The sequence below is a fragment of the Nocardia sp. NPDC127526 genome, from assembly GCF_042672265.1.
Classification (GTDB): domain Bacteria; phylum Actinomycetota; class Actinomycetes; order Mycobacteriales; family Mycobacteriaceae; genus Nocardia.
On record NZ_JBHXVO010000020.1, the window covers coordinates 81360 to 107547 of the forward strand.

The window sequence follows — 26188 nt, forward strand, 5'->3', positions numbered from 1 at the left end:
AGTGTCCTATGCGGGCAATGCTGCGATCGCACCGGGCGGACCTGCGCACCCGGACCTACGGCAATGCGGACCTGAATCCGCCCGCCGGGCCGTACGAGGTCGTCCCGGTGACCGCGACCGACGGCGCGCGGCTGCGGGTGCATTCCTACGGGCCCGCCGACGGCGATGTCATCGTGCTGGTGCACGGCTGGACCTGTTGCCTCGAATACTGGAATCCGCAGATCAACGCCTTCGCCGGCGAGTACCGCGTGGTCGCCTACGATCAGCGCGGTCACGGCGAGAGCGAATTGGGCACCGCCCCGCTCACCACCGATCGGCTCGCCGACGACCTGTCGGCCGTGCTGGCCGCGGCGTTGCAGCCCGGGCAGCGGGCCGTGCTGGTGGGACACAGCCTGGGCGGCATGACCATTCAGGCCTGGGCCGGGCGGTACCCCGAGCAGGTCGAGCAGCGTGCGCTCGCGGTGCTCATGACGAATACGGCCCCCGGGAATCTCATTGCCGAGACCACCGTGGTGCCGCTGTTCAATCGCGGCCTGCTGCGCCTGCCGTTCGTGGTCGGGCTGCTCGGTTTGAGCGCGCGCCTGGTGTTCCCGCCCATCGCGCCCGTGCAATGGCTGTTCCGGCGGCAGATCATGAGCCTGGATTCGGTCGGCGATATCGCCGATTTCGGCATGAATATCGTGCGGTCCTGCCCGGCGCGGGTGCGCGGCAAGTTCGGCACGCTGCTGTCGTATCTGGATGTGGGCCGGGGCGCGGTCAATCTGACCGTCCCGACGAGCCTGGTGGCCGGGTCCGCGGACGATATGACGCCCGTGGTGCACACCGATCGGATCGCCGACATGCTCAGGGAGGCGGGCAGTCTCGACGGCTACCTGGTTCTGCCCACCGGCCACCTCGGGAATGTCGAGGCGTACCGGGAGTTCAACGGCGAGCTGGCGCGAGTCGCCAAGTCCGCGTTCGGGATTCCGGCACAAGCGGTCGGTTTGTGACTTGGTCGATGAATGCCCGTGCGGCCGAACGGGTAATCAGGAATAGCGGGCCGCATGCGGCAGGATCGAAAGATTTTTGCTGCTTGCTCTAGCAAGCACTACTGCTAACGCGGTAGTGTGGCCTGGAACACAAAGGAGTGCTCATGCTGGTGAAGCTGCCCGAGGCGGGCGCGGACATGGTGACCGCCCCCTTCCGTACCGCATTGCGGTCCCGCACCTACGCGACCGAGTCGCTGAACACCCTGGCTCCCGCCGAGGTCGTCCCCGTCACCACCGCCGACGGCGCGACCCTGCGCGTGCAGGCCTACGGCCCCGCCGACGGCGAGGTCATCGTCTTCATCCACGGCTGGTCCTGCGCCATCGAATACTGGAACCCGCAGATCAACGCCTTCGCCGGCGACTATCGCGTGGTCGCCTACGATCAGCGCGGCCACGGCGAATCCACCATGGGTTCCCGGCCTTTCGACGCCGATCAGCTCGCCGACGATCTCTCCGACGTCCTCGACGCGGTACTGCGTCCCGGGCAGCGTGCGACCCTGGTCGGTCATTCCATGGGCGGCATGACCATTCAGGCGTGGGCGCGGCGCTATCCGGAGCAGGTCGCCACCCGCGCCTCGGCCGTCGTGCTGGCCACCACCGCCGCCCGGCAGATCCCGCAGCGCGCCACCGTGCTGCCGCTGTTCAACGATGTGATCCCGGCCCCCGAATGGCTGGCCAAGGTCATGTTCGGCACCCCGCTTCCGCTGCCCGGCGGCCGGGCCGTACACCTGGTCGCCAAGTCGCGGCTGTGCAATCCGGCCGCGACGGCCGATCAGGTCGCCTTCGGCACCGCCATCGTCCGCTCCTGCCGTCCCTCCGCGCGCGCCGCGGTCGCGCGCGGCCTACTCCGCCTGGACATGCACGGCGCAGCCGCCAATCTGACGGTCCCCACCAGCGTCATCGCCGGCGCGCACGACCGCCTGCTCCCCGAGCTGCACTCCCGCGAAATCGCCGACACCCTGGCCGATTCCGGCTACCTCGACCGCTACCTCATCCTCCCCACCGGTCATCTGGTGAACATCGAGGCCGAGGAAGCCTTCAATACCGAGGTGCACCGCCTGATGGCCAAGGCGCGCCGCGGCTCCATCGCCGTCGCGGGCTGACGCCGCAACGACATTCGACGCTCACCCCGTTCGTGCGAAAGCACGGGCGGGGTTAGTTCTGTTGCGGCAGAGTGGATATAGGGGGATCGCGCCCACGTCGTGTGATTCGAGAAGTTCCGCCGATAGTCGATCGAGGGAGTCGAGATGAAACTGCAAGCCGGACAGGTCGCGGTGGTGACCGGTGGCGCCAATGGCATCGGGCGGGCGATCGCGGAGGCATTGCACGCCCGCGAGATTCATTGCGTGCTCGCCGATATCGACGAAGCCGCGGTCGCGAAGACCGCCGGCGAGATCGGCGCCGATGTCCTGCCGATGACGGTCGATGTCGCCGATCCGGCGCAGGTCCAGCAGCTGGCCGACACCACCCTGGAGCGCTTCGGCCGGGTCGACCTGGTCTTCAACAATGCCGGAATGGGTGTGGGCGGGCCCATCTGGCTGGTGGAACCCGAGGACTGGCAACGACTCTGGTCGGTCAATGTGTAGGGCGTGGTCAATGGCCTGCGCGCCTTCGTCCCGCATCTGATCGCGGCCGGGCGGGGCCACATCATCAATACCGCCTCACTGGCGGGCGTCACCACCGGCCCGCTCAATGCCCCCTACACCGCCAGCAAGCACGCGGTCGTCTCGCTCAGCGAAGCCCTGCAGGGCGAACTGGCCATCCTGTCGCCCGGTATCGGCGTCACCGTGGTCTGCCCGGGGCCGGTCGACACCCAGCTGCTGCGCGGCGCCACCGAGGGCCTCGAATCCCTGCTGGGTGACGGCGATTCCGTCCCGCCCCAGCCCGCCGAAGGCTGGTACGCCCAGCTCACCCCGGACCAGTGGGAACGCCTCGCTGGCGTCCTCGGCTCGTTCGCCGGCCACTTGTCCGATGACATCATGCCCGCCGCCGAGGCCGCCGAAATCATCCTCACGGCAATCGAATCCGATCGCCTCTACGTCACCACCCACCCGAGCTGGTCCCGGTACGCCGCCGACCGAGTCGCAAAGATCGTGGCCGACTTCCAGGCGTGACGGCCGAGAACGGCCGGCCGGCGGGTGGTGCACGGGCAGGGGGTCATCGGGCGGCGGCTTCGTGGTGGGCGGTGGCGCGGACGGCGTCGGCGATGGCGCGGAAGTCCTTGCGCAGGATGTGGGAGTGGTTGCTCGGGACCTGGGCGCTGATGGTGATGTTGGGGTTGGCGGCCAGGATCGGGTCGAGTGACGCGCGGGCGGCGGCCATGTCCTCCGCGCTGCCGCCGAGGTTGGAACCGGTGGCCAGGACGTAACGCACGGGGCGCGTGACGTTTTCGAGGACCCCGGCCATGGTGGTGGCCGAGATTTCATTGATCTCGATATTGATCTCGGCGTGCTCGTCGGCGCTCATGCGGGCGGCCATGCCGAACGGGCGGGCCAGCGGCAGCAGGAAACGCATGCGGCGGAAGATCTTCCGGATCTGCTCGCGGCCCTCCTCGCCGGCCAGGCCGTAGGGCATGGCGCCGTCGGCGGAGACCACGCCCAGCACGCGGCCGGGGTTCTGCTCGGCGTAGTGCACGGCCAGTGAGGCGCCGTAGGACCAGCCCACCAGGATCGCCTGCCGCACGCCGACGGCGTTCAGCACCGCGTCGATATCCCGCAGGCACGCGGCGAAGGAGTAGTCGAACGAGGTCTTCGACTTGCCGCGGGCCCGGGCGTCGAAGGTGATGTGCCGGAAGTCCGGGCCGAGTTCGGTGATCGTCTGCTGCCAGTGCTTCTGATCGGCGTAGCAGCCGTTCAGGTAGACGACCGCGATGCCGGGGCCGCGGGTGTCGGTCACCGCCAGCGCGGTGTCCTCGGTCGCCACCATGCCGGTCCAAGGGGCGGCGGTCGCGGTGGTGGTGGTCGAGCGGGTCATGGCGTCCTCCAAGTTTTGTTCGCTTCCGTCTGAAGCAATGACCAAAGACTAGATTGCGTTTACAGATACGTCAACACTAATCCCGAAGAAAATGTGGCAGTGGCAAGGCAGAATGCATATTTTGCAATGAACATGGAAGTGAACGCAAAGTAATCAACGGGCCGAATTTTGCAATGAGGTTCGTTCGGTTGCATACTTGCTCGCGAACGAGGAGGAGGACGCCGATGCCTGGAGGCAGGCTGACCAGCGAGGACCGGCAGCGCATTGCCGCGGGACTGGCCGAGGGACTCGGATATACGGAAATCGGCGAGCGCCTGGGCCGTCCGCCGTCGACCATCATGCGAGAGGTCACTCGCAACGGCGGCTTGACCGGATACCAGGCGGACCGGGCGGACGAGGCCACGAAGGAACGCGCCCGCCGGCGCAAACGGGCCCGCCCCCCGGCCCGGCCGATCCCCGCGCCCGGCCACGGCCGCGATCCGAGCGCGGTCCAGGACTTCACCGAGTCCTACATCGAACTTCTCGTCGGATCGGGCCTGCCGCAGATGATGGCCAGGGTGATGGCCTGCCTGCTCGTCACCGACTCCGGCGCCCTCACCGCCGCCGACCTGGTCGAGCGCCTGCGCATCAGCCCGGCCTCGGTCTCACACGCCGTCACCTACCTGGAACAGCAGGGAATGGTCACGCGTGAACGCCCGCCCGGCGAGCGCCGCGAGCGCTATGTCATCGACGACCGGATCTGGTTCCGCTCCACCGTCGCGGCCCGCCAGATGAACGACATCCTCGCCACCGCCTCCCAGCGCGGCGCCGAAATCCTCGGCCCCGCAACACCCGCCGGCGCCCGCTTCGCCTCCACCGCCGAATTCGTAGAACTCGTCAGCGAATACCTCGGGAAGGCGCTGGACGAGTGGGAGCGGATCCAACCGGACCGCGTCGAAAGCGATTCCGTCAGGTGAGGACCGGGAAGTTGGCGCGGAAAACGCCTTTCGGGTCGCGGTCGCGTTTGATGTCGCGCAGTCTGGCCAGCGTGTCCGCGCCGAGGGCGTCCGCCGCACTCTGACCGGGCGCCAGGAAACTGAAAGGGGTACGGCCACTGGGGATCAGGCCGAGTCGGCCGAGATAGTCGCGGACCCGCTTCTGGAATTCGGTGGCAGCGGACGGGTTCGTCGCCAGCCCGTAGCAGGTCAGGCAGAACGGTTCGGGCACCGCGCCCGCCGCGCTGTCCGACGGGCGCGCGAGCGCGCCGCCGAGATGCCGGATCTGCACGCTGACCAGCGGTGAAATCGACTCGGCCAGCAGGGTTTCGACGACGGTGTCGGTGAGATCGGTCAGCAGCGCGGTGTGATGGAGGCTGGGGGTGGGCTTCGTCGGCTCCGCGGTGATCGTGCCGATATCGGTGAGCTGCATCAGCGCACGGGTATCCGCGATTCGCCCGCCGATGCGGTCCAGCGGTGCCAGCAGGGCCTGTCCCGTCCCCGCATCGCCGAGGTAGGTGACGCTGACGCTGATCAGTGCCGGGGCATTGGGGAATTGCGACAGGCTGCACCAGAGTGTCAGCTCCTCGGGCGCGCCGGCGACGATCTCCCGGAAGGCCGCCATGACCTCCCGGGCACGGTCGACCGGCCACGCCATCCGTCCGCCGTAGAGGGCGGGAACCGGGTGCAATGCCAACTCCAGCGCGGTGACCATGGCGTAGTCGCCCCCGCCGCCCCGCAGCGCCCAGAACAGATCGGGTTCCGACGAGGCGGTCACCCGCAGCTTCCGGGCGTCGGCGTCGATGACCTCGAATGCCGTGACATTGTCCGCGGCCCAACCGTATTTGCGGGAGAACCAGCTCAATCCGCCACCGAGGGTGAAGCCCGTGATCCCGACCTGGGGCGCGCTGCCGGTCACGCCGGTCCGCCCGTGCGCCCCCGGGGCGGTCAGCACCCGGGCCCAGGTAGCGCCCGCGCCCACCCGCGCGGTGCGCGCGCCCGGATCCACCCGCACCTCGTCGAATCGATTGGTGCGCACCAGTATTGCCCCGGCCAGAGCATCGGAGGCGCCGTGGCCGCTCGATTGCACGGTCAGCGTGTGCCCCGCATCGCGGGCGTACCGGACCAGCCTCGCCGCGTCATCGGCATCGGCGGGCTCGACCACGGCCCGCACCGACTGCTCGACCGTCAGATTCCACGGCTGCCGCGCCTGCTCGAAACCCTCGTCCCCGGACAGCAATACGCGCCCGCGCACGGCCGACCGGAGCCGCTCGTCCCCGCCCGCCGCCCGGCCGTCCGGCGCACACGCCGCCGCGACCAGCCCACCGCCCATGACCAGCAGACCTCGGCGATTCAGTCTCGGCGCCACACGATCCGTGCGGTGGTCGGCACTCATCCATTCCTCCTCGATGACTGCCGCCCAACGTATCGACCCGAGATCAGCGCTCAGCGCCGGAAAACCGTGCGCGGAGCCGAAAGTGATCGCCTGCTGATCGGATCTTGACCGGTGGGGTCAGTTGAAGACGACGGTGCGGCGGCCGTGGACGAGGACGCGGCCTTCCAGGTGCCAGCGCAGACCGCGGGCGAGAACCACGCGTTCGATATCGCGGCCCTGGCGGACCATGTCGTGGACGGTGTCGGCGTGGTCGATGCGGGAGACGTCCTGCTCGATGATGGGGCCGGCGTCCAGTTCGGCCGTCACGTAGTGGCAGGTGGCGCCGATGAGTTTCACTCCGCGCGCGAAGGCCTGGTGGTAGGGGCGGGCGCCGACGAAGGACGGCAGGAAGCTGTGGTGGATATTGATGGCGCGGCCGGTCCAGTGCTCGCAGAGGCTCTCGGGGAGGACCTGCATGAAGCGGGCCAGGACCACGGCGTGCGGGTCGTGGGCGTCGACCAGGGCGCGGACCTGTTCGAAGGCTGGGCCGCGTTCGGCGGGATCCTTGGGGAAGGGCACGTAGTGGAATTTCACGCCGTGCGCCTCGGCCGTGGGGGCCAGGTCCGGATGGTTGCCGATGACGGCTTCGATGGTCGCGGGCAGTTCGCCGCTGGAGGCGCGACCCAGGAGATCGTGCAGGCAGTGGCCGTCCTTGCTGACCAGCAGCACGGCGCGGCGCTTCTCGCCGGAGTCGTGCACCTGCCACTCGGTTTCCGGGCCCAGCTCGGCGGCGACGGCGAGGAAGCGGTCGCGCAGTTCCTCGAGCGGGAACGGGACGGTGGCGGCCTTGATGGCCTGACGGGTGAAGAACCACCCGGTCTCCAGGTCGGAGTGGTATCCGGCCTCGACGATCGAACCGCCGAAATCGGCGATGAAGGACGTGATGCGGGCGATGATGCCCGGACGGTCCGGGCAGCCCAGGGTCAGCACGTAACGACGATCATCAGGGTTGCCGGGGGTGGAACTCATACCGGCAATCCTCCCAGGACCGGTACGCCGTCGAGTTGCCGGGGTGAGGCGCTCAGAGCTCGTAGAAGGGATCCGCGTAGCGGAACTCGCCGGTGATCTCGGCTTCGTAGGCGCTCAATGGCCGCACCTGGAAGTGCGAGGTCCAGTCGGCCTCGTCCGGGACGATCCCCAGCCGCACGCCCGGCACGAAGCCGAAGCGGGGGTAGTAGTCGAGGCTGCCGAGCAGCCCGATCAACGGCTCGTCGAGGGCGTCGGCCGCGCCGAGGGCGGCATGCATGAGCGCGGAGCCGACCCCGCCGCCCTGATGGTCGGTGCGGACCCCGATGGGGCCGAGCGCCAGCACCGGAAACGGCCCGATTCCGGCGCGGGTGAGGCAGACGTGACCGACGACGTCATCGTGCTGGACGGCCACCATGGACAGTGTCGGCATCCAGGCGGAGTTGTCGCGGAGCTGCCGGACCAGGGCCACTTCGGGCGGGTCCGCGGGCAGGCGGGCGGCGGTCTCGGGCCGGTCGCCGTTGGCGGGTGCGTAGTGGGCGGCGAATGCGCTGCGGTGCACCGCGTCGATCGCGGCGGCATCGCCGGGTCGTTCACGACGGATCAGCACCCTACGAGTGTGCGCGACGGCGGCGGCGGCCCGCAACGAAATTCGCTACCGATATGCCAAACTCGGTGCTCATGGACCGGATTTCCCGTGCGGACGTGGCCGCGATGATCGATCACACCCTGCTCGCCCCCGAAGCGACCGCTTCGGATGTCGACGCGCTGATCAAGGAGGCCCGAGAGCTAGGCGTGTTGGCAATCTGCGTCTCACCGTCCATGCTGCCGGTGCGCGCACCCGGTCTGGTGGTGGCCACCGTCGCGGGATTCCCCTCCGGCAAACATCATTCGCTGGTGAAGGGCGCCGAGGCGCGGCTCGCGGTGGATCAGGGTGCGGCCGAGGTGGATATGGTCATCGACGTGGGCGCGGCCCGCGCCGGCGACTACAACGCCGTGCTCGCCGATATCGTCGCGGTGCGCGAGGCCATCGGCGATCGCGCCCTGCTGAAGGTGATCATCGAATCGGCGGCGCTGACCGATGAGCAGATCGTCGAGGTGTGCCGGGCGGCCGAACAGGCCGGGGCCGATTTCGTGAAGACCTCCACCGGATTCCATCCCGCCGGCGGCGCGAGCGCGCACGCGGTGCGATTGATGGCGGAGACGGTCGGCGGCCGGCTCGGGGTGAAGGCCAGCGGCGGTATCCGCACCGCGGACGCGGCGGCCGAGCTCATTGCCGCCGGCGCCACGCGGTTGGGATTGTCGCGCTCTCGTGAAGTGCTGGAAGGGTTTCCGGCCTGACCGCGCTCAGCAGCGGTAGTTGGCGCTCTGCTGCGAGGTCTTGCTGCTGTCCGGGGCGGGCAGTTCGCTGCGCCCGCCGTCCAGGGTGACCGCCAGGCCGTCCGTGGTGACCTTGACGGCGGTGGGCTTCATATCGAACGGGTAGCTCTGCAGGCTCTGCGAGAGCAGATCCACGATGCCCGAGACCAGATCGGTGGGCAGTCCGAAGCCGAGCAGGCTGGCGGACATGGTCTCCACCTCGACCTTGTCCCCGACCACCTTCGGCTTCACCTGCAATTCGGCGATACCGCCCAGCACCGCGAAGTTCAGCGTCCCGGCCGCGGGATCGGAGGTGGTGTTCGACACCAGCCCGCCGAGCGTTTTGGTGATGCCGTCGTTGCTCCAGGTCACGTCGGCCGAGGAGCTGCCGATGGTGCCGCCCTGGCGCCCTTGGTCTTTCACCTCGATGTCATTGAAGGTGGCGTGCACGACCATGCCGACGGCGGGGCCGAACTTGGTGTCGTCGCTGTCCACCGTCACCTTGCCGACCTTCCCGTCGAACATGGTGATCAGCAAGGGCTTCCAGCCGAAGGACACATCGATCTGGGAACCCATCTCCGCCTCGAAGCCCGACGCGATGCAGTTCTCCACCGAGCGGCGGGCATAGGCCTCGCCGCCGGCCAGCCCGGCCACGGCGAGCAGGGCCACCACCAGGCCGATGATGAGCAGGGTCCGCTTGCGGCGCATACCGGAGGGGCCTCCTTGTCCACCAGCCGGATTCGCCGGCGGCGGGGGTGTGAGCGGCGGCTGCTGGTAGCCGCCGGTGACCGGGCCGTAGGAATCGCTCGGTAGCGCCCCGGCCTCCGCCGCGTACGCCGCCTCACCCGGATGCAGCGCCTTGGTGTCGTGCCGGCCGAGCACTTCGGTTTCCCGCGTATCGCTCACCGGCGGCTGCGCGCCGAGCTGCTCGGTCTGGTCGCCCGAGTTGTTCTTGCCTGCGTCGTCCGAGGTGGGGTTCGAACTCATGCGGCCGATTCTTCCGAAAGTTTCTGTGCGGGCTCTGTGCTTCCGGTGAGGTGTCGCTAGGGTCCCACCGGATTGTGACATAACACACAGCGGTCGGCGTAGCCTGGTTTCCATGGCTGGGCAGCCCGCGGCGGAGCAGGATCCGGAAGACAGTTGGCGACTATTACGGGAGTTGGCCGGGCAGCACGCCGGGTACTTCACCACGCGGCAGGTGCTGCACACGGGTTGTGAGAACCGCATTCGCGACGCCCTGCGCGACGGGTCGGTGGTGCGCGCCGGGGTCGGACTGCTGCGCCTGGGCGATTGGCCGGAGGGGCCGCTGGACGAGTACGCCATGTGGTCGGCGTGGTTCGACGGGGCCGCGGCCGTCTCCCATCACAGCGCAGCCGAACTGCACGGTCTGGGCCGGCTGCGGCCGCGGTTCGTGCACATGTCCGCCCGCATCGGCCGGTTCCCGCTCTCTCCGCGCCTGGTGGTGCTGCGGCGCGCCTTCGCCCGCACGGATGTGGAGTCGGCGGGCGCCTTCCTGGTGACGACGCCGCTGCGCACGGTCCTGGACCTGGCCGAGGCCGGTATCGGGCAGTCCGCGCTGGACGAGGTGGTGGCCGACGCGGTGGCCATCCACCGCTGTGCGCGCGCCGAGATACGTTCCGCCAGTAGCGCTCTCCCGCCCCCGACGGCTGCTCGCCTGCACCGCGCCCTGATCCGTGTCTGAGCTGTTCCCCGGACCGCCCGATCTACGCGGCGCCGCGTGGCGGGTATCGCGTGCTCGTCTCGAGTTTCGCGCGGGCTGTTGACGTGGCAATGTGATCGAGCATGGGGACGGTCGGCACTGGCATGTGGGATCTGGCTTTTCCGCCCGGCCCGCCCGATCAGATCGCGGAGATGTTCTCCGCGGCGGTGGTCGCCGACGCGGTGCGGCCCTATGACGCCGATCTGGCGCAATCGGTGGAGACCAGCCGGAACTGGCGGCACGACCATCGGTACAGCTTCCGCGGCATGACCGCGCTGGCGGTGAGCGCACCGCTGATCTCACTCGGCATCGCCCGGGCCGGACTGCATTCGATGCGCACCATGCTGCGCTTCGCGACCGGCCGCACCGTCACCTCGCTGGAAGCGGTCGATCTGGAGGCCGAGGCCGCGGCGACACCCCTGGAAACCCGCGAGGTCGCCGGGATCGCCGCGCCGGCCGGGCGGCTCGAGCTGCCGTGGCAGGGAAAGCTGCTGGCGGAGGACGCATTACGCGAGCAGCTCGACGCCTGGGAGCGGCACGGCATTCTCGAACCCGGGTTCACCGCTGCGGTGCGACGGGTGGTCGATCATCCGGAATGGTTGCGGCTACCCGGTTTCCGCGTGGTGCTCGTCGGCGCGGGCGCGGAATTGAGCCCGCTGCAACCACTGCTGGCCTGGGGTGCGGACGTGCTCGCGCTGGATCTGCCCGGCCGCGGGCGCTGGGAGCGGCTGTGCGCGCTGGCCCGCGCCGGTGCGGGCGCCATGAGCTTCCCGGTCACCGCCACCGGGCCGGGCGCCGATATCGCCAGAAGCTTTCCGGCGCTGGCCCACTGGATCGCCACCCACACCGATGCCCGGCCGGTGCTCGGCCTGTACGCGGGCTCGCCCGGCGCGACCGGCCTGCGGATCGCCGCGGCCTCGGACGTGCTGGCCGAGTCGGTGCTGCGCCGGCATCCGGATGCCGCGCTGGCCTGGCTGGGCTCGCCGACCGACTGCTACGCCGTCCCCGAGTCGGTGGTCGCCGCCGCGCGGGAACAGCTGGCGCGGCGCGGGATTCGCGGCACCGCCCAGGATCTGCTGCATCGCCTGGCGCCGAGTTCGCTGTACCGGCTCAACTACACCGATCCGGTCCGCGATGCGGAGGGCGCGCAGTGGAGCCTGTTCGACAATCTGCCCTATCTGGCGGGACCGGATTACGCCCTGGCGCAGCGACTCCCGCGCTGGCGGGCGGTGCTGGCCCGCTCGGCGGGGCACGCCGTGTCCTATACCGTGGCCCCGCCCACCTGGACGACCGGCACCGACGAGAGTGTCTGGCGGACGGCCGCCTACCGAGCGGCCACCCGCTTCGGCATCGAGATCTTCGATCCGGGCACGGCGCGGACGCTGCTGGCGGCCAAGCTGGTCGCCGATGTGATGGATCCCGCCCCGGGACCGGATCGAAATCCGGAGGCCCTGTTCAGTAATGGCGCCGCGCACGGCGGGCTCTGGCGGCAGCCCTTCGCCCCGCGCTCACTGCTCGCGCCCGCCGCGGTCTCCGGATCGGTGCAGGCGCTGCGCGATCTGGCTCAGGAGAGCGGCGCGACCGCCTTCCACGGCACGGTCAGGATATTGTCGCGCGTCGGGCGCCGGTAGACGCGCAGCGGAAAGCCCTGCTCGCGCAGCAGGTTCGCGGCCTGCCGCCACCGGATGCGCGGGCCGTAGGGCGCCAGCGGCGCGGCGTGCGTCCACGCGCGGTCGGCGGCGGTGAGCAGTGCGTGCACGGCTTCGCCCGGAATATTGCGGTGGATCAAGGCTTTCGGCAGCCGCTCGGCGATATCGGAGGGCTTGTCCACGGTGAACGGATCCCAGGCCAGGGTGAGCGAGAGCGGCCCGTCGCGATCCAGGATGATCCAGGCGCAGCGGCGGCCCAATTCGTCACAGGTTCCGTCCATGAGCAGCCCCTCGGGCGCCAGACCGGACAGGATGGTCCCCCAGGCGTCCGGGACCGCCTCCTCCGGATACTGCCGCAGCACATTGAAGGCCCGCACCAGATTCGGCCGCAGGCCCGCCAATTCGAAACCGCCGCGGGCGAAGACGACGCCGTCGCGGCCGGGGACCACGCGCTCGGGATCGATTTCGAGTCCGGTGACGCGAAGGTCGGGCCGCAGCGTGCGCAGTCGCGCCGCCAGCTCGAGGGTGGTCACCGGGCTCGCACCGTAGCCCAGATCGACAACGAGCGGCGGCTCGGCGGGGGCCAGCAATCTCTTGGCGATCAGTGCGTCGTGGACGAGCCAGCGGTCCCCGCGGCGCAGTCGATTGATGCCGGTGGTGCCGCGGGTGATCGTTCCGAGGGGTTTGGTCAGCCGACCGGGTGTCGCTCGTCCAGCCACTGCTGGGTCACCTTCGCCTCGGCGCGGAACAGGTCGATCAGGTTCACCAGCATCATCTGCTCGAGCTTGCGACCCAGGAACGGGATGAGCACCTCGGCCCGGGAGGAGGTGCGCAGGGTGCATCCGGTCTCGGTGGGGAACAGGTGCGTGCTGCCGCCGAGAGTGCCCGGACCGCGCGGGATCTCGGCGGTATAAGTGCCGGTCACCTCGGGTCCGAATGGTCCGTAGGTCTCGGTGCGGCTGATCACCATGTCCTTGCCCATGATCGCCTGCGCCATCTCCGGCAGGCTCTCGCGCGGGAGCACATGGCGCAGCTCGACGGTGATGCCGTGATCGCCGGCTTCCAGGCGCACCAGATCATTGGGCGAGTACTTCCGCAGCTCATCCATCCGCGCCTCCCAGTGGTCGCGGTTCATGAGCGCTGCGTACACCTCCTCGGTGGTGTGCAGCGGATAGCGTGCGGAGTAGTCGAGTCGGCGAGGCACGATCGCCCAGACTACTGCCGGAAAGACTCCGTCAGTGCGAACTCAGCCAATTGTCGGTGAACTCGGCTTCGCGCTGCAGCAGATCGAGCAGGTTCTCCTGAATGGCCGCCTCGATCTTCTTGCCGAACAGCGGCACCTTCACCTCGATGGCGGCGTCCACGATGAACTTGGAGCCGGCGCCGTCATCGGACATGTCGAGGGTGCCCTTGACCGTGGCGGGCGCGCCCTCCACATAGGCGTCGACGCTGCCGCCGCTGCCGGTCCAGGTCTCGGTGCGCGGAATGATCAGATCGCCGGGGCGGACCGCGGTCAGCTGGGCGGGCAGTTCCTCCGCCGGAATGGCCTGCACCATCTCGACTCGCACATTGCCGCCGTCGATCTGGATGGAGTCGATGCGCGCGTTCGGGCCGCCGACCGCTTCGATGCGGTCTTTCCAGTACTGCTCATTGGCGAGGGCCGCGCGCACGGCGGCGGTGGAATGGGTCGAGTGCGCAGTGAAGGCCAGAGGTGTCGCCATGGTCGGACAGGCTACCGTCTGTGGCTGTGCGTACTACTGGGGTGGTGTCCTTCGACGACGTGGCGGACCGGCTCGCGGCGACCGGTGCGCGGCTGCGCGCCGCCGTCCCGCTGGCGGAGCTGACCACGCTGCGGGTCGGCGGGCCGGCCATCGTGGCCGACTGCGCGAGCACCGAAGCGCTGGTGGCGACGGTGCGGGAGCTGGACGCGGCCGGAATTCCGGTGCTGCTCATCGCGGGCGGGTCGAATCTGCTCATCGCCGATGCGGGTTTCGCGGGCGTCGTGGTGCGGATCGCCACCGCGGGCGTGACCCTCGCTGGCGACTCGGTGCTCGCGGAGGCGGGCGCGAATTGGGATGCCGTGGTGGCCGCGACCGTCGAGGCGGGCTTCGGCGGGCTCGAATGTCTTTCGGGGATCCCGGGTTCCGCGGGCGCCACGCCGGTGCAGAATGTCGGCGCGTACGGCGTGGAGGTGGCGACGCTGCTGCGCCGGGTGCAGCTGCTGGATCGGGCGAGCGGTGCGATCCGCTGGGTCGAGCCGGGGGAGCTGGGATTCGGATATCGCACTTCGGTGCTCAAGCACAGCGATCACGCGGTGGTGCTGGCGGTGGAGTTCGCGCTGCGCCCCGATGGCTCGAGCGAGCCGCTGCGGTATCGCGAGCTGGCGGCCGCGCTGGGGGCCGAGGAGGGCGAATCGCGTCCGGTCGCGCAGGTGCGCGCGGAGGTGCTGCGGTTGCGCGCGGGCAAGGGGATGGTGCTCGATCCGGCCGATCACGACACCTGGAGTGCGGGTTCCTTCTTCACCAATCCGGTCGTACCGGACACTCAGGTGGATGCGGTGCGGGCGGCGATCGCCACACATGTCGGGGCGGATGTGGCGGTGCCCACCTGGCCCGTCGCGGGCGGGGTGAAGTTCTCCGCGGGATGGCTCATCGAACGCGCGGGATTCGCCAAGGGCTTCCCGGGCGAGGATGCGCCGGCGCGGCTGTCCACCAAACACACGCTGGCCCTGACCAATCGGGGGACGGCCACCGCCGAGGATCTGGTGACGCTCGCGCGCACAGTTCGCCAAGGAGTAGCTGAACGTTTCCGGATCCGCCTCGAACCGGAACCTGTCACAGTGGGTGTTGCCCTGTAGAACGTGTCTCGGGCCACTTCTCCGCGTCCGGCCGACTCGGTTTGCGGCGGTATCGTCGAGAAAGTGAGCAATCGAGGAGGAGTGTCCGTGCGCCGGGTGACCGCCGTGCTGGCCGCGCTGCTGGCGCTGGTCATGGTCGTGGCCGGTTGTAGTACCGACAAGGGCGGCGGTCCCGCCAAGCCCGCCGAGCCCGCCGCGCAGGTCACCCTGGAACCCGGTGACGGGGCCCAGGACGTCGACCCCACCGCGCCCGTCTCGGTCTCGGTGAGCGGCGGCCGCATCGATCAGGTGGCGCTGACCAATCCCAATGGCAAGCAGGTCACCGGCGAATTCAATGCCGACCGCACCAAGTTCACGATCACCGAGCCGCTCGGCTACAACGTGACCTACACCTGGTCCGGCACCGCCGTCGGCACCGACAACAAGCCGGTGGCCATCGACTCCAAGTTCACCACCTTGACGCCGAAGAACCAGATCTCGGCGACCATCAATATCGCCGACAACCAAGAGGTCGGCATCGCGGCCCCGATCATCGTGCAGTTCAACAAGCACATCGACGACAAGGCCGCCGTCGAACGCCGCATGACCGTCACCACCACCCCCGGCGCCGAAGGCTCCTGGGCCTGGCTGCCCGACGACAACGGCGGCTCCCGCGCCCACTGGCGGCCCCGCGAATACTGGGTGCCCGGCACCACCGTGCACGTCGACCTGAAGCTCTACGGCCAGAAAATGGGCGACGGCTCCTACGGCGCCGCCGACCTCACCTCCGACTTCCGCATCGGCCGCGCCCAGATCGTCAAGGGCGACGCCCCCAGCCACCGCATGCAGGTGGTCCGCGACGGCCAGGTCATCTTCGACTTCCCGGTCTCCTACGGCGAAGGCAACGAGGACCGCAATGTCACCCGCTCCGGCATTCACGTGGTCACCGAGAAGTACGAAGACTTCATGATGTCCAACCCGCCGTACTACGAGAACGTCCGCGAACGCTGGGCCGTGCGCATCTCCAACAATGGCGAGTTCATCCACGCCAACCCCGAATCCCTCTCCGCCCAGGGCAATACCAACGTCACCAACGGCTGCATCAACCTCAGCCCCGGCGACGCCCAGCAGTACTTCCCGACGGCCCTCTACGGCGATCCCGTCGAGGTGACCGGCACCCGCATCCCCCTCTCCGCGGCCGACGGCGACATCTACGACTGGACCATCGACTGGAACACCTGGAAGTCCATGTCCGCCTTGGACAACGACAATTCCTCCGGCGTCAGCGCCACCCCGCTGGCTCCCCAGCCCCCGGCCGGCAACTGACCTTCAGCGCCGCTTGCCGAGAGCGCTCATGATCAGCTCGCGCGCCGCTTTGCCGGTCACGGCTTGGCGCGCGAGCGTATCGAAGGCGCGGCCGTAGAGGGCGACTTCGCGCGGCTGTGTAATGGTCAGCTCGGCCGCTGTCCCCTCGACCATGACCATGCGGTTGTCGAACAGGACGAAACTCGTCGACACGACCAGCACTTCGGCGACCGCGGGGATGACTCCGAGGGTCACGCGGGGCATTCCGATCATCGATGCCAGGCGATCGAGCTGACCGGCCATCACATCGTCGGAGCCCACGGTCGAATAGAGCGCCTGCTCGGCGAGGAGGAAGTGGAACCGATGATCGCGCTGGTAGAGGATGCGCTGCCGTTCCATGCGAGTCGAAACGCTCTCGTCCAGATCATCGGGGATCCGGTGGAACTCGATGGACCGCTTCAGTAGCGCGGTCGCGTACTCCGCTGTCTGCAGCAAGCCGGGCACGACCTGCGTCTGGTAGCCGCGCAGGAATGTCGCGGCCGCTTCGATCTTCAGCGACTTCTGCTGGCGGCGCTTCAGGCCCGTGCCGAGAATCCGCCGCCACTCCAGATAGGCGGTGTCGATGGTGTGCAGCGTCGCCAGCAGGTCGGGTAGCTGATCCGCCGCGCCAGAATGCTCGCAATAGGCCCGAATGTCCGCATCCGATGGCCTGATTCGCCCGTACTCGATCTTGGAGACCTTGGATTCATGCCACCCGGACAGCGCCGCCAGCTTGCGGCCGCTGAGCCCCGCCCGTCGGCGAAGCTCTCGGAGCCGCGCCCCGAGAGCTTCCTGTGCCTCATCGAATCCCGAAGTCACCGCCGTGCGTAGTCGCTCTCGACGTACTCCGAATAGGGAACGGCAAGCTCCCAGAGCCGTTGCCGCACACCCTGGCAGTACTCGATTATCCGTGGATCGGTGCTGGCGGCCATTGCCGGTGCCGAAGCACCGTTCTCGGCGGCCAGGTTGAACACCACCCGTTCGCTGTCGAACATCCACCAGTCATCCGGCGGCACCTCCCCGGCCAGATGCCTGGGGACATAACGGATATCCTCGCCGGCCGCGACATTGCTGTCGGTCACCGACAACAGCCACCGCTGATAGTCGCTGTGCGGGACCGTGACCACCCGTATGCGGCCCATTGCGATACCGCGCCCGGTCGTTTCCCGCACCAGCTCGAGCCAATCGCTCTTGTAGTCGTCCACCAGCGGGGGCTCACCGCTCAAGAACCGGCGCAGCGGTTCGGACTCCTGTGGAACACCGTAGACATCTCTGACCTCGAAATGAAACGCCTGCTCCTTGCATCCGCGAAAGAGCTCCGCCCATACCGCCGGGTCATTCTGCAAGTACTGCACCGTAAACCGTCCTCCGTGTCATCGGCACGGCAATGGCCGTCTCGTCATCGGCCAGATCCAACTGGCTCAGTGTTTCAGGGTCGGTGATCGGCCTGCCGGTCAGCGTGAACGTCCCACGGCCCGTGTCGGTCAGTGTGGTCCCGATGTAGGTGTCCGGCTCCAGGAACCCGAGCAGTAGATGGGGAATTTCAATGGTTTCAGGCCGGTCGGTCTTCCAGCCTTGTGCGAGATAGCCATTGCCGGTGGCATAGAGGCTGGGGCATCCGGTGACGTCTGATCCGCCCTTGCCGAGGAATTTCAAGCACATGATTCGACCCCCGTCGTGTGCTGTGCACGGACTTTCCATGCTGCGTTCAATGATCCTCCGCCCTGCTCGGAGCCACGACCGCATGAAGAAAATAAATCAAAGTCGTGCAAACTTCTGGAGTCGCTGTCGTACGGGAACTTAGCGTCGACGCAACAGACCACGGATCTGGCTGGAGTCGAGATGGTTTGGCGTACACAACTTGTGGCGTTTCCCGGCGGCGTCCTGGAGACCCGCGTCTACGAAGACGAAGCCGATGCAGAGCGGGATGAAGGGGTGGAGATGCGGTACAGGCCGACGGCATTGGGTTATCTGCGGACGGATGTGTCCGGGATTGCGCAACTCTGGGACGAGTCGCGGATTCGGGAGCTCGCCGAACGGCTCGGGTACGACTTCGCGGGCATGGTGGTGTACGACCCTGGAAGCGGTCGGGCGCCGCTGGCTCGGCTGAAGGCGCAGGCCAAGCGGCTGGATGCCGAGGCCGTCGTGGTGGCGGGGCCCGAGCATTTCGACGGTGGGAGGATTCCCGAATCGCTGGTGCGGCAGGTCGAGGTGATTACCGTGAGCGGTCGTTGATCGGCCGGGTCGCGATTCGGACGGGTGCCCACTATCGTTTCGCGCAGGGGAGCGCAGCGGAGAGGTCGGGCAGTGGTTGCGAGAGTGGCAACGGCGGCAATGACTTTCGCGCGGCCATTGAGTCCCTCGGAGCGGTGGTTCTGGATCATCGATCAGATTTCGCCCGCCAATTGCAGTGGGCGGGTGCGGTTGTACGGGCGGCTGCCGCTGGAACGGCTGGAACGAGCGGCGGCGGCACTGGTGGCGGAGTATCCGCTGCTGCGGGTGGGAGTGCGGGATACGGCGGGCGGGCCGCGCTTCGGTGGGCTGGCCGAGTCGCGGCTACCGGTGCGCCGGGTGGTTTCCGCCGATCCGGAAGCCTGGCTGCGTGAACTCGATGCGGAGATGGTCGAGGGCTTCGAGGTGGGGATGGGCCTGGCGCGGGTGGTGGATGTGGTCCGGCATCCGGATACGCCCGCCGAACAGCACGACATCATTCTCACGATCTCGCACGTCATCGTGGACGGCCGCTCGCTCGTGGCGGCGCTGCGCAAGCTGATCGAATTCGCTGATCCTCCCGCTGCGGTCGAGGGACGGGGCGACGCCGCGGTCTCGCCCGGACGGCTGCCGATCCCGCCGTCGGACGAGCTCATTCCGGTTGGGGCGCGCGGGTTCTGGCGCTACGCGTATACGACGCTGTACGACCAGCTGGCAGCCCTGGCCTTGCGGCCGCGACGGCTGCGCGGCACGCGACCGGTCCCCTTGGGGCACCGGCGGACCCGAATCGTGCACCGGGTGCTGGAGGCCGAGGCCGTGGCCGGCCTCACCTCCGATTGCCGCCGCGCGGGTGTGACGGTGCACGGCGCGCTGGCGGCGGCGGTGGCGCGGGCGGTGGCCGAGCGCGCGGGGCCGGAGGCGGCGGGGGTCGTGGGTATCGGATCCCCCGTGGACTTCCGGGATGCGCTTGTGCCGCAGCCGGATCGGGACGAACTGGGAATCTACGCACCGGTGCTGTCCGGATTCGTGCGCTACGGGCCGGGAATGTCGCTGTGGGATATGGCGCGATCGGTGAATCGCCAAGTGGCGCGTGGGGTGCGGCAGCGGCGGCATCTGGCGACGGTGGCGGGCATGCGGTTCGGGACGCCGCGATCGGTGAAATCCGGCTGGCGCATAGTCGAATTGATCGATCGGCGCGCGCCGTGGAATGTGTCGGTCACCAATCTGGGCCGGGTCGAGTTCCCGGACCGGGTGGGGGAGTGGGAGCTGTCGGGCCTGCTGCTGGCGGCGTCGAATTCCTGCGTGAGCGCGCTGACCGTGGCGATCACGACCGCGCACCGGGAGATGCAGTTCGGATTCTGCTATGTCGACGGCATGCTGACCGGCCGCGAGGCGGAAGCCTTCGCGGACCGGGTGCTCGGCGAGCTGACGGCGCGCCCGGATTCGCTGGTGGAGCAGGTCAGCGCGCGGTAGCCGCGAGCCGCGCTCGCAGGGCGGCGCGGTCGGGCTTTCGGGTGCGGCCGCTCACCGGGATCTCCGGAACCACGACGATCTCGTCGGGTAGCGCGGAAGTGTCGATGAGCGAAGGCAATTCGCGGCGCAACCGGTCCGCGATATCGGCCGCGCCCGGATCGGCGACCACGGCGAGCACGATGCGCTCATCGCCGATCTCGTCGGGAATCCCGACCATGATGGCCTGGCGCACGCCGTCGACCGCGGTGATGGCCGGTTCGTACAGCCCGGGATAGATATTGGTCTTGCCGCGGATCATCATGTCCTTTTTGCGGCCCATGAGAATCACGGTGTCCCCGTCGAAGCGCGCCAGATCACCGGTGTGGATCTCCTTCAGCTCCGGTTCGCCGAGATAGCCGCGGCACAGGTTGGGGCCGGACAGAATCAGCTCGCCGTCGTCGGCGAGGCGCGCGTCGACACCGGTGACCGGTGCTCCGAGCGGATCGCCCGCGTCCTCGAACGCCAGCTTGGCGGTTCCGGAAGTGATTGCCACCGGCAGGATTTCGGTCATGCCGTAGATGGCCAGGAATTCACAATCCGGCAGCGCCGCGCGCGCCCGGCGGAGCAGCGCGGTGGTCACCGGCGCACCGCCGAGCGAGACTTCGCGCAATGTGGTGGGCGCGGTCAGCCGGCCGGATTCGATGGTGTTGAGCACCACCGCCAGATCCGCGGGCGTGAAGAACGCATGCGTCGCACCGTCCAGGGTGCGCGCGAATCCGATCGGGTCGATATGGGTCCCGAAACGCGGATACCGCGGCATGGACCAGCGCGCCCCGGCCATGAGCGCGGGCAGCCCCATCATCAACTGCTCGGTGTGCAGATGCGTGCCCGGGCCGAGCGTGCTGCGCCCCGCCATGGCCGCCAAACCCGCGCCGAGCGAACCACGGGTGTGTACAACGGCTTTCGGTGCAGCGGTGGTCCCGGAGGTGAACACGATCAGCGCCTCGGCCTCCGGATTGGCGACCGCCGCCCCGCCCGCGCCCGCTTCGGAGCCGAGCAGCTTGCGCAGCGGAATCGACGCGGACGGCGTGCCGGGCAGCCGCGGCCCGCTGTGAATGTGCCGGACGGGCAGACGCCCGAACGCCGGCAGCGACAGCCCCAGTGCGCGGCCGAGCCGGTTCGCCGGCCCGCTGAGCGAATAGAGCAGCGATTCCGTTGCCGCCCAAGCGGGTTGGACCAGTTCGATGCGGCGCGCGAACAACTCCGGCCCCACACCCGGATCCACGAAGACGATGGTGCCGCCCGCGGCGATGGTCCCGAAGGCCAGCACCACCGCATCGGCGCACGGCCGGATCGAGAACAGCATCCGATCCCCGGGCCGGAAACCATTGTCGTGCAATCGCTTAGCGGTGGTCGCGATCCTGGCCTCGAGTTCGGCGAAGGTGAGCGGCGGCGCGCCGATCATGCCGAGCGCGGGCGCGTCCGGATGCCGTCGCGCCTGTTCCCGCAATAGCGCGACGAAATCCGTCTGGGCGGCGGGACCCGGTGCGGTCACCGGATATCCACCAACTCCGGCTTGTAGCGGTGATCGGCATACCACTCGAGCGTGCGCCGCACGCCCCACGCGCGGACCCGGCGATTGGAGGCCAGGACCCGGACATCGCGGCGCAGGCCGTAGTCGGTGGTGAGCATGCGCACGGCGTTCACCAGCGCCCGGTCCTCGTGCAGGTCCTCGATGGCCGTGCGCGGGAATCCGCCTGCGGCTTCGTACAGTTCGGCCGTGATGGCCATATTGCAGCCGGGCGTCATGACATAGGGCCCGAGATAGCGCGGGTCCTGATTGCCGGGCCGGAACTTGCCGAAGGTGGACGCCACCTCGAGCACCACGCGGATGATCGTCCGATCCCGCCAGCGCACGCCCTCGTCCGTGCGCGGAATCAGCTGCCCGCTGATCAATCGCAGCCCGGCGTCGAAGGCCGCGTGGATGCGCGTCGTCCAGTCCGGCGCGGGCAGGCAGTCGGCATCGGTGCGCGCCAGCCGCCGCGCCCCGGCCGCGATGGCATGCCGCATCCCGGTGTCGGAGGCCGCGCCGGTGCCCTTCTGCTCCTCGTGCACGACCTCGATGGTCATCTCCGGATGCGCCACGGCGAACGCCTTCACCACGTCCACCGTCCGATCGGTGGAGTTGTTGTCCACCACGACCAGCGTGAAGTCCCGATCCTGCTGGGCGGCGAGCGCGTCCAGGGTGGCGGTGATGCCGTGTTCCTCGTTGTAGGCGGGCACGATCACCCAGAGTCTGCTCACCGATGGTCCTCCCGGCTCAAACTTTCGGCAGCCGGTAGGCGATGGCCGCCGCGGCGGGTCCCGCGCCGGCCGCCACGAACAGCGCCACGTCGGCTCCATCCAACCGTCCCGCGTCGCGGGCCGCCACATAAGCGGTGGGCAGGGCGGAGGTGTGGGCGTCGCCGGTGTGGTGATCGGCCCAGCCTTCGATGGCATCGGTGCACACGGCTTCGACGGGCAGCCCGAGACGGCCGGCCAGCAGCGCCGGGAACTCGGGCGTGGGCCGATTGCACAGCAGCACGGTTCGCTCGATGGCGGAATCGGCTACCTCGAGCGCCTCGCTGGCCGCCGACACCGCATGGTGCAGCATCTCTTCGGTGGTATTCACCGACCGGTCGACGGTGATGGTCGACCGCCCGGAGGAGCCCATCTCGGACAGCCGCACGAATCCGGCCGCGGCGGGAACGCCGTCGGTCGAGCTGATGTGCAGCGCGCCGAAACCCGCTGACCCGTTACCTTTTTCGAGCATGAGCGCGGCGCCGACCGGTTTGATCGGGAACCCGGGTTGCGGTTCCGGCGATTTCGACGGGTGGGCGTCCCCCGACACGATGACCACCCGTTCCACGGTCGGCGCCGCCAGCAGCGCCTGGCTCACCTGAATGGCATTGAGCACTCCGCACGCGCCGTTCATGAGGTCGAACGACAGGCAGGGCACATCCCCGCTGCGGTACTCCAGCCCGATCCCGGCCTGCTGCTGGATGAGCGCGGACATGGCCGGTTCCACCATGTTCGAGTCGCGGTACACGCCGGTATTGATCAGGGCGTCGATCCGTTCCGGAGTGCTGCCCGCCTCCGAGATCGCGCGGCGGGCGGCCGCCGCGGCCTGTTCGATGGAGCTGCCGCCGCCCATTTCCACGGCAACGGAGGACATCACGATAGCCATCTTCATCACACCCGTAGTTCGCCGAGAGTCACCGATAGGAACCCGGCTACGACACCGGAGGCGGCGGGCACCATCAGTACTTTCGCACCGGACGCTATCCGGTCCTGTTTCAACGCGTCGTGCAAAACCACGAAATGCGAGGTGGACGCGGTGTTGCCGTAGCGGTCCAGCACAGCCGGACCGGGCGGAACGGGCGCGTCGAATTCGCGTTCGGCGATCTTGTTGATCAATTCCACGGCGGGACCGCTGAATTGATGATGAATCACGTATTCGTAGTTCTCCGAGGCGAAATCGGTACCGCGCGCGGTGAGGAAATCGCGTTGCCGCGTCGTCCACAGCAGATACCGCGACTCGTTGTGCATGGCCCGATTGTCGGTGTAGAGCGCGATTCCGGGCGTGCGATCCGAGGGCATGCCCAGGCACAGTTGCGCGAAGGCGGCGCTGGTATTCAGCTCGATGTAGTCGATGCCCTCGTCCGCGCTGCCCCGGTCGTCGAGGATCACCGCCGCCGCCCCGTCGCCCACGGTCAGCGAGGCGAATTGCGGATCGTATTTCTCCGACATCTCGCGTACCGCGGTATCGGAGATGGGCGTGATGTACTCCCCGGACACCACCAGCCCGCGCCGCACCGTACCCGCACGAATCATGCGGTCCAGCACCAGAACTCCGGTCAGCATGCCCGCGCAGGCATTGGACACGTCGAAGTGGATCGCGCCCGCCGCGCCCAGTTCATTGCGCAGCATGAGCGCGAAGGACGGCTCCACGCAGAACTCGTCGCCGCGAATGCGGGTAATCGAGCAGGAGATGACGATGTCGAGCTCGGCGGCACAGTAGCCGGAATTGGCCAATGCGCCGCGCGCGGCCGCCATAGCGACGGTGAATGAATCCTCCGCCCGGCCTTCGCTATCGGTGCCGCAGCGCCGCCGCGCCCGAACCCCGCTGACTTTTTCCAGGTCGATGGGCGATTCGACGGCCAGTTGCGCCAGCAACTCCGCCGTCGACACCTCCGCGGTGGGCAGATATGACCCGATGGCCTCGATGCGAGTTCTCGCCATGTGTTCACTTCCAAACCGAACTGAGTTGCGGGCGACGCTAGCAGCGTGCAGATTTCCTTATTGAAAAATCTCTAGTTCAGATCGTGTGAAGTGAACAACACCGCCGCGCTATGCCGATTCGCATTACGCAGTACGGAGCACCCATGCCGAAAGCCGCCGTCCGCCACGAACTCGCCCTGCTCGCCGCCGGACAGCCCTGGCTGCCGGCCCTGCTGCTGGCCGGCCGGGCCGCCAAACCAATTCGCAAAGTGCCCAAACTCGGCTGGTTCGTCGCCGACCCGCTGGTGGCCCGGCAGATCTACAACGACAGCGCGCACTTCAGCATCGTGGCCGAGGGCGCGGCCGGGCACTGGTGGGCGCAGGTCATCGGCGACTGGGTGGAGGACCTGTTCGAAGGTCCGGGGCACACCGAGCTGCGCAATCAGGTGCGGGACCTGTTCATCGCCAAGCACACCGACGCCCTGGTCCAGCGGGTCCTCGGGCCCGCGCTGCAGGAGATCGCCTCCGAGCTGTCCGCCGGCCGCACCGTGGACATCGCCGAGCGGGCGCGAGTCCTGGTGGGCCGCAGCGTCTCCGATCTGGTCGGCATGGAACCCGCCGATATCTCCGCCATCTTCGCCGACGGCCGCCTGGTGACCGGTCACGGTCCGGGCGAACCCGATGATCCGGACGAGCCGTTCCGCATTCTGTTCGACCACGTCGAGGAACTGGTGAACCTCGGCATCGGCACCATGGCCTCCACCACCCTCGATCCGGTGGCGGTCGAGCGCGCCCGCACCCTCGCCACCAAGCTCGCCAGCTCGGTCCCCGCCGCGTATGCCCGCGCCGACGGCAACACCACGCTGGGCCGCTGCCGCGAACTCGGCCTGCGCCTCGAACACGCCTCGGGCCTGGCCATTCTCATGGCGGTCGCCGGGACCGACACCCTGGCCAGCGCCATGACCCGCATGGTCGCCATCCTGCACGACAGCGGTGAGCAGCACGCCCTGCTGGCCGCCCCCGAGCGCACCCCCGACGCGGTGCGCGAAACCCTGCGCGTCACCAGCCCGGCCTACCTGGTCGGCCGCTCCGTCACCGCCGACGTCGAGGTCGCGGGCCGCCGGCTGCGCGCCGGTGAGCACGTCAAGATCCTCACCTGGTCGATCAACAATGCGGTCGGCGACTTCCGGGTGCACCGCGACTACGTCCCCGAGACCCGCCAGCTCTGGTTCGGCGGCGGCCGGCACCTCTGCCTGGGCGCGCAGCTCGTGCATTCCGAGCTGGAAGCCCTGCTGGAGGCGCTGACCGCCAATGGCCGTCCCTGGGAGATCGTCGAACGTCGTTATCGCCGAAAGGTTTTCATCCCGACCTACGAAACCCTCCGGATCCGCCTGCGCTGATCAGGCGCGGGTGAACCAGCTGACCTGGGTGCCGTTCTCGAACTCCAGCCGCCGCTGGAGCTTGAAATCGGCCGGGCGGAAGTTGCCGGCCAGCGCCTGGGTGCCGTCGCCGGCGATGACCGGATAGCTCTTGATGACCAGCTCGTCGATCTCGTCGATGAGCTGTGCGCCGAGCTTGCCGCCGCCCAGCCAGATATCGAGACCGTCCTCCTTCTTGAGCCGCTGCACGAGCGCGACCGGATCGCTCTCGACCAGCCGGACCGGTTCGGGCACCTCGCCCAGCGTGCTCGACACGACATAGGTCGTCAGATGTTCGTACGGGTTGGCCAGCCCGGCCAACTGGCCGGGTTCGTAGGTGCCGCGGCCCATGACGATGGTGTCGTAGTGCCGGTTCGGCGCGTCTGCGGGAATGCCGAAGTGCGGGCGTGCCGCGGTCGGCAGCGTCTCCGGGTATTCGCTGCCGAGCCAGGCCACGAACTCCTCGCTCAGGGGCATGAAGTCGATGTTGTGGCCCGGACCGGCGATGTAGCCGTCGAGGGACATTCCGACGAAGTAGCTGAGCTTTCGCATTGGTGAGCCGC

General features: G+C 68.6%; 27 protein-coding genes and 1 pseudogene. 12 read left to right on the forward strand and 16 right to left on the reverse strand.

Features of this window, described 5'->3' with window-relative positions; all coding sequences use genetic code 11:
- Positions 1 to 8 precede the first annotated feature (8 nt).
- The 3 genes and pseudogenes from ACFVIV_RS27050 (at position 9) to ACFVIV_RS27060 (ending at position 3142) form a co-directional block, all read left to right on the forward strand.
- Complete coding sequence (locus tag ACFVIV_RS27050) at positions 9 to 989, forward strand: alpha/beta fold hydrolase (RefSeq protein ID WP_379200966.1); 981 nt, start codon at positions 9 to 11, stop codon at positions 987 to 989.
- Between the two features lie 143 nt (positions 990 to 1132).
- On the forward strand, positions 1133 to 2131 hold the full coding sequence (locus ACFVIV_RS27055) for an alpha/beta fold hydrolase (RefSeq protein WP_379200968.1): 999 nt from the start codon (positions 1133 to 1135) through the stop codon (positions 2129 to 2131).
- A gap of 144 nt (positions 2132 to 2275) precedes the next feature.
- Positions 2276 to 3142: pseudogene (locus ACFVIV_RS27060) on the forward strand (SDR family oxidoreductase).
- Between the two features lie 43 nt (positions 3143 to 3185).
- Here ACFVIV_RS27060 and ACFVIV_RS27065 read toward each other — a convergent pair.
- Positions 3186 to 4001, reverse strand: coding sequence for an alpha/beta fold hydrolase (locus tag ACFVIV_RS27065; protein ID WP_379200970.1), 816 nt, complete (start codon positions 3999 to 4001; stop codon positions 3186 to 3188).
- Positions 4002 to 4225: 224 nt separating this feature from the next.
- Between ACFVIV_RS27065 and ACFVIV_RS27070 the strand changes: the two genes are divergently transcribed.
- Positions 4226 to 4957: a helix-turn-helix domain-containing protein gene (locus ACFVIV_RS27070; protein WP_379200971.1), complete on the forward strand. Its 732-nt coding sequence runs from the start codon at positions 4226 to 4228 to the stop codon at positions 4955 to 4957.
- Here ACFVIV_RS27070 and ACFVIV_RS27075 read toward each other — a convergent pair.
- The 3 genes from ACFVIV_RS27075 to ACFVIV_RS27085 all read right to left on the reverse strand — a co-directional run bounded on the left by ACFVIV_RS27075 (position 4950) and on the right by ACFVIV_RS27085 (position 7986).
- Complete coding sequence (locus tag ACFVIV_RS27075; protein ID WP_379200973.1) at positions 4950 to 6371, reverse strand: FAD-binding oxidoreductase; 1422 nt, start codon at positions 6369 to 6371, stop codon at positions 4950 to 4952. The genes ACFVIV_RS27070 and ACFVIV_RS27075 overlap by 8 nt on opposite strands.
- A gap of 117 nt (positions 6372 to 6488) precedes the next feature.
- A complete protein-coding gene (purU, locus tag ACFVIV_RS27080; RefSeq protein WP_379200975.1) occupies positions 6489 to 7379 on the reverse strand; it encodes a formyltetrahydrofolate deformylase in 891 nt (296 codons plus the stop codon).
- Between the two features lie 52 nt (positions 7380 to 7431).
- The gene (locus ACFVIV_RS27085; protein WP_379200977.1) at positions 7432 to 7986 is read right to left on the reverse strand and encodes a GNAT family N-acetyltransferase; all 555 of its coding nucleotides are present in this window, start codon (positions 7984 to 7986) and stop codon (positions 7432 to 7434) included.
- Positions 7987 to 8039: 53 nt separating this feature from the next.
- On the opposite strand from ACFVIV_RS27085, the gene deoC reads away from it, so the two are divergent.
- Positions 8040 to 8717, forward strand: a complete 678-nt coding sequence (deoC, locus tag ACFVIV_RS27090; protein ID WP_379200978.1) for a deoxyribose-phosphate aldolase — start codon at positions 8040 to 8042, stop codon at positions 8715 to 8717.
- A 6-nt stretch (positions 8718 to 8723) separates the two neighbouring features.
- Here the strand turns inward: deoC and ACFVIV_RS27095 are convergent, their stop codons facing one another.
- On the reverse strand, positions 8724 to 9443 hold the full coding sequence (locus ACFVIV_RS27095; RefSeq protein WP_379201089.1) for a DUF2993 domain-containing protein: 720 nt from the start codon (positions 9441 to 9443) through the stop codon (positions 8724 to 8726).
- A 391-nt stretch (positions 9444 to 9834) separates the two neighbouring features.
- Here ACFVIV_RS27095 and ACFVIV_RS27100 point away from each other — a divergent pair, with 391 nt between their 5' ends.
- Positions 9835 to 10437 carry a type IV toxin-antitoxin system AbiEi family antitoxin domain-containing protein gene (locus ACFVIV_RS27100; protein ID WP_379200980.1) on the forward strand — a complete coding sequence of 201 codons (603 nt, stop codon included), beginning with the start codon at positions 9835 to 9837 and terminating at the stop codon, positions 10435 to 10437.
- Between the two features lie 101 nt (positions 10438 to 10538).
- Positions 10539 to 12086 carry a hypothetical protein gene (locus ACFVIV_RS27105; protein ID WP_379200982.1) on the forward strand — a complete coding sequence of 516 codons (1548 nt, stop codon included), beginning with the start codon at positions 10539 to 10541 and terminating at the stop codon, positions 12084 to 12086.
- Here ACFVIV_RS27105 and ACFVIV_RS27110 read toward each other — a convergent pair.
- Genes ACFVIV_RS27110 through ACFVIV_RS27120 form a run of 3 tightly spaced genes read right to left on the reverse strand, consistent with a single transcriptional unit; the run spans position 12020 to position 13825 of the window.
- Positions 12020 to 12823 (reverse strand): class I SAM-dependent methyltransferase, encoded by an 804-nt coding sequence (locus ACFVIV_RS27110; protein ID WP_379200984.1) that lies wholly within the window; start codon positions 12821 to 12823, stop codon positions 12020 to 12022. The genes ACFVIV_RS27105 and ACFVIV_RS27110 overlap by 67 nt on opposite strands.
- Positions 12793 to 13308 (reverse strand): DUF2505 domain-containing protein, encoded by a 516-nt coding sequence (locus ACFVIV_RS27115; RefSeq protein WP_379200986.1) that lies wholly within the window; start codon positions 13306 to 13308, stop codon positions 12793 to 12795. The genes ACFVIV_RS27110 and ACFVIV_RS27115 overlap by 31 nt, the downstream gene beginning before the upstream one ends.
- Positions 13309 to 13339: 31 nt before the next feature.
- Complete coding sequence (locus tag ACFVIV_RS27120) at positions 13340 to 13825, reverse strand: DUF2505 domain-containing protein (protein ID WP_379200987.1); 486 nt, start codon at positions 13823 to 13825, stop codon at positions 13340 to 13342.
- A gap of 44 nt (positions 13826 to 13869) precedes the next feature.
- Here ACFVIV_RS27120 and ACFVIV_RS27125 point away from each other — a divergent pair, with 44 nt between their 5' ends.
- Together ACFVIV_RS27125 and ACFVIV_RS27130 are read left to right on the forward strand one after the other, a co-directional pair.
- Positions 13870 to 14961: a UDP-N-acetylmuramate dehydrogenase gene (locus ACFVIV_RS27125; RefSeq protein WP_379201091.1), complete on the forward strand. Its 1092-nt coding sequence runs from the start codon at positions 13870 to 13872 to the stop codon at positions 14959 to 14961.
- A 132-nt stretch (positions 14962 to 15093) separates the two neighbouring features.
- A complete protein-coding gene (locus ACFVIV_RS27130; protein WP_379201093.1) occupies positions 15094 to 16266 on the forward strand; it encodes an Ig-like domain-containing protein in 1173 nt (390 codons plus the stop codon).
- A 3-nt stretch (positions 16267 to 16269) separates the two neighbouring features.
- Here ACFVIV_RS27130 and ACFVIV_RS27135 read toward each other — a convergent pair whose 3' ends face one another.
- The 3 genes from ACFVIV_RS27135 to ACFVIV_RS27145 are packed head-to-tail and all read right to left on the reverse strand — an operon-like array spanning position 16270 to position 17946.
- Complete coding sequence (locus ACFVIV_RS27135) at positions 16270 to 17103, reverse strand: DUF5753 domain-containing protein (RefSeq protein ID WP_379200989.1); 834 nt, start codon at positions 17101 to 17103, stop codon at positions 16270 to 16272.
- Positions 17100 to 17639 (reverse strand): DUF6879 family protein, encoded by a 540-nt coding sequence (locus ACFVIV_RS27140; protein WP_379200991.1) that lies wholly within the window; start codon positions 17637 to 17639, stop codon positions 17100 to 17102. The genes ACFVIV_RS27135 and ACFVIV_RS27140 overlap by 4 nt, the downstream gene beginning before the upstream one ends.
- Positions 17620 to 17946 carry a hypothetical protein gene (locus ACFVIV_RS27145; RefSeq protein WP_379200993.1) on the reverse strand — a complete coding sequence of 109 codons (327 nt, stop codon included), beginning with the start codon at positions 17944 to 17946 and terminating at the stop codon, positions 17620 to 17622. The genes ACFVIV_RS27140 and ACFVIV_RS27145 overlap by 20 nt, the downstream gene beginning before the upstream one ends.
- Before the next feature lie 180 nt (positions 17947 to 18126).
- Here ACFVIV_RS27145 and ACFVIV_RS27150 point away from each other — a divergent pair, with 180 nt between their 5' ends.
- On the forward strand, positions 18127 to 18519 hold the full coding sequence (locus tag ACFVIV_RS27150; protein ID WP_379200995.1) for a hypothetical protein: 393 nt from the start codon (positions 18127 to 18129) through the stop codon (positions 18517 to 18519).
- An 84-nt stretch (positions 18520 to 18603) separates the two neighbouring features.
- A complete protein-coding gene (locus ACFVIV_RS27155; RefSeq protein ID WP_379200997.1) occupies positions 18604 to 19968 on the forward strand; it encodes a hypothetical protein in 1365 nt (454 codons plus the stop codon).
- On the opposite strand, the gene ACFVIV_RS27160 is transcribed toward ACFVIV_RS27155, so the two are convergent.
- Genes ACFVIV_RS27160 through ACFVIV_RS27175 form a run of 4 tightly spaced genes read right to left on the reverse strand, consistent with a single transcriptional unit; the run spans position 19955 to position 24228 of the window.
- A complete protein-coding gene (locus ACFVIV_RS27160; protein WP_379200999.1) occupies positions 19955 to 21502 on the reverse strand; it encodes a class I adenylate-forming enzyme family protein in 1548 nt (515 codons plus the stop codon). The two genes, ACFVIV_RS27155 and ACFVIV_RS27160, sit on opposite strands and share 14 nt — an antisense overlap.
- Entirely contained in the window at positions 21499 to 22251 is a 753-nt protein-coding gene (locus ACFVIV_RS27165) for a glycosyltransferase family 2 protein (RefSeq protein WP_379201001.1), read from the reverse strand. The genes ACFVIV_RS27160 and ACFVIV_RS27165 overlap by 4 nt, the downstream gene beginning before the upstream one ends.
- 16 nt (positions 22252 to 22267) lie before the next feature.
- Positions 22268 to 23164 (reverse strand): hypothetical protein, encoded by an 897-nt coding sequence (locus ACFVIV_RS27170; protein ID WP_379201003.1) that lies wholly within the window; start codon positions 23162 to 23164, stop codon positions 22268 to 22270.
- Positions 23165 to 23178: 14 nt separating this feature from the next.
- Entirely contained in the window at positions 23179 to 24228 is a 1050-nt protein-coding gene (locus ACFVIV_RS27175; RefSeq protein ID WP_379201005.1) for a 3-oxoacyl-ACP synthase III family protein, read from the reverse strand.
- 143 nt (positions 24229 to 24371) lie between these two features.
- Here ACFVIV_RS27175 and ACFVIV_RS27180 point away from each other — a divergent pair, with 143 nt between their 5' ends.
- The gene (locus tag ACFVIV_RS27180) at positions 24372 to 25607 is read left to right on the forward strand and encodes a cytochrome P450 (protein ID WP_379201007.1); all 1236 of its coding nucleotides are present in this window, start codon (positions 24372 to 24374) and stop codon (positions 25605 to 25607) included.
- Here ACFVIV_RS27180 and ACFVIV_RS27185 read toward each other — a convergent pair whose 3' ends face one another.
- Positions 25608 to 26177, reverse strand: a complete 570-nt coding sequence (locus ACFVIV_RS27185; RefSeq protein WP_379201009.1) for a dihydrofolate reductase family protein — start codon at positions 26175 to 26177, stop codon at positions 25608 to 25610.
- Positions 26178 to 26188: the final 11 nt, after the last annotated feature.